This window comes from uncultured Cardiobacterium sp., from assembly GCF_938028185.1.
In the GTDB taxonomy this organism is placed as follows: Bacteria; Pseudomonadota; Gammaproteobacteria; order Cardiobacteriales; family Cardiobacteriaceae; genus Cardiobacterium.
On record NZ_CALJAH010000279.1, the window covers coordinates 1 to 5,512 of the forward strand.

Annotated in this window: 5 protein-coding genes; 1 reads left to right on the forward strand and 4 read right to left on the reverse strand. The window is 63.6% G+C overall.

From position 1 onward, the window contains the following. Positions 1-123: 123 nt before the first annotated feature. The 4 genes from ggt to Q0349_RS08265 all read right to left on the reverse strand — a co-directional run bounded on the left by ggt (position 124) and on the right by Q0349_RS08265 (position 5,196). On the reverse strand, positions 124-1,884 hold the full coding sequence (gene ggt / locus Q0349_RS08250; protein WP_298080390.1) for a gamma-glutamyltransferase: 1,761 nt from the start codon (positions 1,882-1,884) through the stop codon (positions 124-126). 90 nt (positions 1,885-1,974) lie between these two features. Next, positions 1,975-3,360 (reverse strand): GTP-binding protein, encoded by a 1,386-nt coding sequence (locus tag Q0349_RS08255; protein WP_298080391.1) that lies wholly within the window; start codon positions 3,358-3,360, stop codon positions 1,975-1,977. Next, a complete protein-coding gene (locus tag Q0349_RS08260) occupies positions 3,287-4,792 on the reverse strand; it encodes a GTPase (protein ID WP_298080392.1) in 1,506 nt (501 codons plus the stop codon). The genes Q0349_RS08255 and Q0349_RS08260 overlap by 74 nt, the downstream gene beginning before the upstream one ends. Then, positions 4,789-5,196: a thioesterase family protein gene (locus Q0349_RS08265; protein ID WP_298080393.1), complete on the reverse strand. Its 408-nt coding sequence runs from the start codon at positions 5,194-5,196 to the stop codon at positions 4,789-4,791. Before Q0349_RS08265 ends, Q0349_RS08260 begins: the two co-directional genes overlap by 4 nt. A 117-nt stretch (positions 5,197-5,313) precedes the next feature. Here Q0349_RS08265 and Q0349_RS08270 point away from each other — a divergent pair. Then, on the forward strand, positions 5,314-5,512 hold a 199-nt coding region (locus tag Q0349_RS08270; RefSeq protein ID WP_298080394.1), incomplete at its 3' end, for a hypothetical protein.

A 5,512-nucleotide genomic window follows, 5' to 3' on the forward strand; every position in this document is an offset into this window, starting at 1 on the left:
CGGTTGTACGGCGAAGCGGCGCAACACCGTATGAGGCTTTCGGTGGATGGCTATATAAGAGCCGTCGCCGTCGTTAAAAGAAAACCGCCCCGGAGGGCGGTTTTTTTGCTCGCAAGACAGGTGTCAGTAGCCCACCGTCGCCGCATCTTCGATGCGCGGGTCGGAAGCGCCGTAGAGGCCTTCCGGCGTGACCATGATGGACTGGGTTGAGCCCATCGCCGATTTGCGTTCGACCTTGTGTCCCATGTTTTCCAAGAGACGGACGGTATCGGCATTCAGCGCGTGCTCAACGCGGATTTCGTCCGGCGTCCACTGGTCGTGGATGCGCGGCGCGTGCGTCGCTTCGGCGATGTTCATGTCGTGGTCGATGACGTTGCTGATGATTTGCAGCACGGTGGTGATGATGCGGCTGCCGCCGGGGCTGCCGGTGACGAGGAAGGGTTTGCCGTCCTTGAAGACGATGGTCGGGCTCATTGAGGAGAGTGGCCGTTTGCCCGCCTCTACCGCGTTGGCGTCGCCGCCGATGAGGCCGTAGCCGTTCGGCACGCCCGGTTTGGCGGAGAAGTCGTCCATTTCGTTGTTGAGCAGGATGCCGGTGCCTTCGGCGACGAGGCCTGTGCCGTAGCTAAAGTTCAGGGTGTAGGTGTTCGCCACCGCGTTGCCGTCTTTATCGACCACGGAGTAGTGCGTGGTCTGGTCGCTTTCGTACGGCAGCGGGTCGCTGTGGCGGATTTCTGCACCGGGGCGCGCTTTGTCGGGGTCAATTTTGGCGCGCAAGCTGTCGGCGTATTTTTGGCTGATGAGGCCTTTGACCGGGATTTTGATGAAGTCCGGGTCGCCGAGGTATTCGGCGCGGTCGGCGTAGGCAAGCTGCATCGCTTCTGCCATGAGGTGGATGGTTTTGGCGGTATTGGCGCCGCTCGCGTGCAGGTCGTAGCCTTCGAGGATGTTGAGGATTTGGATGATGTGGATGCCACCGGAGGAGGGCGGCGGCATGGAGACGATTTCATAGCCGCGGTAATCGCCGCGCACCGGCTCGCGTTTGACGCTGTGGTAGTCGCGCAGGTCTTCGGCGGTCATGGTGCCGCCCGCGCCTTTGATGGCGGCGATGATTTTGTCGGCGGTCTCGCCCTGGTAGAAGCCGTCGCGACCTTGTGCGGCGATGCGGCGCAGCGAGGCGGCGAGTTCGGGCTGTTTCAGGGTTTCGCCGGGTTGCAGCGCGCGCCCGTCTTCGTGGTAGAAGATTTTGGCGGTGCTCGGCCATTTGGTCATTCGTTCGGCGAGTCCTTGCAGCGAGTTGGAGAGGCCGGGGGTGACGGTGATGCCTTCTTCGGCGAGGCGGATGGCAGGCGCGAGGACTTGTTCGCGCGTCATCGTGCCGTGTTCGGCAAGCGCGAGCAGCAGGCCATCGACCGTGCCGGGAACGCCAACGGCGAGGCCGTGGTAACGCGAGCGCTCTTCGTCGGCGTTGCCGTTTTCGTCGAGATACATATCGCGGAAGGCGGCTTTTGGCGCTTTTTCGCGGTAGTCAATGGCGATGGTTTCGTTCTTTTTGGCGTCGTGGATGAGCATGAAGCCGCCGCCGCCGATGTTGCCCGCGCGCGGCAGGGTGACAGCGAGGGCGAAGCCGACCGCGACGGCGGCATCCACGGCATTGCCGCCCTGTTGCAGGATGTCGCGGCCAATGGCGGAGGCGAGCGCTTCTTGCGAGGCGACCATGCCGTTTTTCGCCCATACCGGGTGTTCGATGGCGTTTTCGGCGTAGATGGCTTCTTGGACTTGGGGCGGTGCGGCAGGCGCAGCGGCGGGTTGCAGGGCAAAGGTTTGTAGCGAGAGGGCAATGGCGGCGGCAAGGGCGGCGTGTTGCAGGAGGCGGGTTTGCATGGGTTTTCCTCGTGGGTTGCGCGGGGGATTCCGCGCCGGGCAGGGTAACGCGGCGCGGGCAGGGCAGGCAAGGGCGGTTTGTCCGCCGCGTTATTTTTTGCCGAGGTATTGCGCGATGCTGCTTTTTGCTTCCTGGATGAGTTTGTCTTTGTCCAAATCGCGCAGGATTTCTTCGATGACGGGTTTGGCGCCGCCCGCGCCCCAGCTTGCGCCTTGCGCGAAGTAGCGCTCCGCCGCCTTGCCGATGACGTAGCTGCCGTAGTAGGCCACTCCGCCCTGTGCGCCGGCGGTGAGCACGGTGGAGAGTCCGCCGGTGAGGCCTTTGAGCACGGAGGAGAGTGCCTGGATGCCGTAAACGGTGCCCATCAGGTATCCGGTCTGCATGGCGATGGTGCGCACCAGTTCGCCTGCTTGGTGGCGGGTGATGTCGATGCCGTAGGTGCGCGAGAGGTGGACAATCATGGTGGCATCTGCCGCCAGCGCCAGCAGGTCCACCGCCGGGATGGGGTTGATCGCGACGCCGACGGCTTTGATGAGGGCGTAGTGGCGGATGATGTTTTCGGCGAGGTGTTGGCGCGCGGCGACGATTTCTTGTCCGACGCGCTCGGAGAGTTTTCCGGCGAAGACGCTGGCGTTGAGCGCGGCATAGCTTTTACCATCGGCTTCGAGCAGTTGCCACAGCACGGCTTTGAGCGCGTCCACGTCCGGCTCTGGCTGGATGGTTTGTTCGTGTTCGCGCCCGTCGGCGTCGGTGGTGATTTGCAGGTAGCTGTCGGGGCGGGCGCTGGCGGCGACGATGCGCTCAGGCGGGATGATGCCCGCGACGCGGCGCTGGTGGTGGGCGAGGAGTTTGTCGCGGTCGGCGGCGGTCAGGCGGTCGGCTTTGTTGTGGACGAGGATGAGCGGCTGGGTTTTTTCGTGTAATTGGATGAGCGCCTGGTATTCGTCGCGGGTCATGTCGCTGTCCACCACGAACAGCACGGCGTCGGCCTGGCGGGCGACGTGGGCGGCGAGTTCGGCGCGGCTTTGGCCGCCGACTTCGTCGATGCCGGGGGTGTCGATGAGGTAGATGCCGCCGCTGTCGATGGTTTGCCACAGGGTGTGTTCGCTGTGCCGGGTTTTGCCGTGCAGGACGCTGGTGGCGAAGATTTCTTTGCCCGCAAGCGCGTTCAGCAGTGCCGATTTGCCGACGCTGACGCGGCCGTAGGCGGCGACGTAAACGTGGCCTTGTTCGAGTTTGTCGAGCAGGCGCTGCAATTGGCGGTAGTCTTCGCCGAGGCGCGCCTTGGCCTCGTCGGGCAGGCGTTTGTCGTCAAGCAGGGCGATGACGCTGTCGCGCGCTTTTTTCAGGTGCGCTTCGGCTTTGCCCGCACGGCGCGCGGCGACGGCTTTTTGGTGCGCTTCAGCTTTGGCGGCTTTTTTCGCGGCTGTTGAGGGCGAGGCGGACGAGGCTTTGCGCCCGTGTTTCGAGGTCATTTTTTAGTTGTTCCTCAAAGTGTTGCATGATGTGTTGGCTGTCGAAGGTGTCGCTGCCGCGCTCCAGGGTTTGCAGGGTGGCGCGACCCAGGCTTTCAAAGATGAGGCCGTAGGCGACGGCGTGCGAGACGCCGCCGATGACGGTGCCGACGCCGGGGAAGGCTTTGCAGACGTTGCCGGCGAGGGCAAGGATGACGGTGAGGTGGGTTTTGACTTTGCTGCTCGCCGCTTCGACCAGGGTTTGCAGGTCGATGTCGCGCGCGGGGATGTTGTAGAGTTTGGTCAGGTTTTTCAGCATATCCATGCCGAGGTAGCCCTGGATGATGACGTCGGTGCCGGGGCCGACGGCAGCGACGCCGCCAAGCATGGCTTTGCGCGCATAGCTTTTTACCATCGCTTCGCCACGTTCGCGGCGGTAGTGGTTGAGGCGCTGCGTCAGGGTTTCGTCGGCGAGGCTGATGAGGGCGTCGCGGTTGCGCGCGGTGAGGGTGCCGCGCGCGGCGGTCATTTGCGCGAGTTTTTGTAATAGTGCGCTGATGTTGCCCGGCACTTCGCGCGCTTCCCAGAGGGCGGTGCCGTCCGGCTGTTGGCGGCGTACCGGCTGGCGCCAGGCGCTGGCGGCGGTGATGAAGGCGATGTCTTCCGGCAGGCGGGCGCGGATGCGGGTTTTCAGTTCGTCCAGTTCGGTGGCGTTATAGAGGTTGGTTTTGTTGAGGATGACCAGCATCGGTTTTTCAAAGGCATGCAGGCGGAGGATGGAGATCATGTCGCTTTCGGTGAGGTCCTGGTCGATGACGTAGGCGACGATGTGGACGCGGCGCGCGGCGGTCATCACGTCCTGGTCGAGGGTGCCGTCCGCGCCCGCCTGGTGCGTGCCGGGCATATCGAGCAGGGTGAGCGACAGACCGCGCGCGTTTTCGTAGTGGTAGCGCTCGATGGTGGTGGTGCTGCCGCCGATGATGGAGGTGTCGATGGTGGCATTGGGCAGCATGGTCTGGATGAGCGAGCTTTTGCCGGTGCTGATTTTGCCGAAGAAGGCGAGTTCCAGCTCTTGCGGCTCGGTGGCGATGGCGTCGATTTCGGCGTCAATGGCGCTGGTGTCCAGCCCTTGCGCGCGGGCGGCGGCGGCGCGCGCCTGCAATTCTTCGAGGCTTAAGCGTTTGCGCTCTGGCGCGGCGGCTTTGCCCCGGCGGCGGTTGCGCCCCACCGTCCAGATTTTCCAGATGAGGATGAGGCCAGCGGCGGCAATCAGGCTGATGACGATGAGGTAGAAAACGAGGAAGCCGGGCGGGGTGTGTTGCAACCTGTCCCAGACGCGGAAGGCGATGTCGGTGAACTGGAAGATGAGGAGGAGGACGACCAGCACGATGAGCACGGTCAGCAGGATGATGGCCTTGCGGATGAGCGAGACGCTGTTGGGGTTTTGGGTCATGCGGGGTCTCCGGTCAGACGGGCGAGGGCGGCGGCAAAGGCGGGCGGCAGCGCGATGATTTTGTGCGCGTGGTAGTCAAAGGCGACCATTTCGGTCGCGGCTTCGGCGATAAGGGTCTCGCCACGGCAGACGCGGTAATGCAGGGTGAAGGCGGTGCGGCGCAAGTCGCCCGCGTGCATGGCGATGTCGAGCGCGTCGCCAAGGAAGGCTTCGGCGCGGTAGTCGCAGGTGAGATGGCGCATGATGAGACCGGCGCCGAAGCAGTTGGTTTCTTCGGCACCGAGCGCGTGCAGCCAGTCGAGCCGCGCCTGGTGCAGCAGGGTGATGAGGCGGTCGTGGCCGAGATGGCCGCCGTAGTTGATGTCGCCAATGCGGACGGTGAGACGGGTGGTGATGGGGGTCATGGGTTGTTAGGGTGTGCCTTGGCACGCGCTATGGTTGTTTAGCGCGCGAAAGGCGGAGGGACAGCGGAAAGACTCCCTCCCCCTGTGGGGGAGGGCTGGCGTGGGGTTACGAGCGGTATGCCCGGTGGTATTTGGGCAGGTAAAATGGTCGCGATAAAGGTCAATAGCGGAAGCTCCGCCGCTTTTTTGGCTGCCCTCACCCCAACCCTTTCTCTCGCTTCGCGCGAGCTGTTCCAGTCCCACAGGGAGAGGGAGCAGCATTTAGCCCTTCAATTCGTCGGTAATGATGTTGTGGTTGGTATAGACGCAGATGTCG

Coding starts and splice junctions, on each gene's coding strand:
- Q0349_RS08265 (WP_298080393.1), bottom strand. CDS start 5,196: ATGACCCCCATCACCACCCGTCTCACCGTCCGCATTGGCGACATCAAC.
- Q0349_RS08255 (WP_298080391.1), bottom strand. CDS start 3,360: ATGACCTCGAAACACGGGCGCAAAGCCTCGTCCGCCTCGCCCTCAACA.
- ggt (WP_298080390.1), bottom strand. CDS start 1,884: ATGCAAACCCGCCTCCTGCAACACGCCGCCCTTGCCGCCGCCATTGCC.
- Q0349_RS08260 (WP_298080392.1), bottom strand. CDS start 4,792: ATGACCCAAAACCCCAACAGCGTCTCGCTCATCCGCAAGGCCATCATC.